This is a genomic window from Pseudomonas sp. SIMBA_041 (genome assembly GCF_046535095.1).
Classification (GTDB): Bacteria; Pseudomonadota; Gammaproteobacteria; order Pseudomonadales; family Pseudomonadaceae; genus Aquipseudomonas; species Aquipseudomonas mucoides.
Window position 1 is genome coordinate 1 of the sequence record NZ_JAWRXJ010000240.1, and the last position, 276, is coordinate 276.

At 69.2% G+C, this 276-nt stretch carries 1 pseudogene; it reads left to right on the top strand.

Annotated elements, in window-relative coordinates:
• Nucleotides 1–170, top strand: a pseudogene (locus tag SB725_RS31015) (dihydrodipicolinate synthase family protein); the annotation flags it as partial.
• Nucleotides 171–276 lie beyond the last annotated feature (106 nt).

Genomic DNA, 276 nt, shown 5'->3' on the forward strand with positions numbered 1-276 from the left:
GTCCGGACCTGGTGCAGTGCATCAAGCTCTGCGAGGAACTGGTAGGGCGTGGTTCGTCCATTACCCGGCCGCCGCGCTTGCCGCTGCAGGGCGAGACCCTGGCCGAGGTCAAGGCGATTGTCGCCAAGGCCCTGGCCACGCGCCCGAGCCTGCCCAACGTCGGCTTGTAAGGCGTTCACGGGCGCCCAGGGTGAAGGGCGCCCGCTTCCAAACAACAGCTCCGGGCAGCCACAAGGCACAGCCCGGGTGCAGTGCTGCAAGCGTCGGACGGCCCCG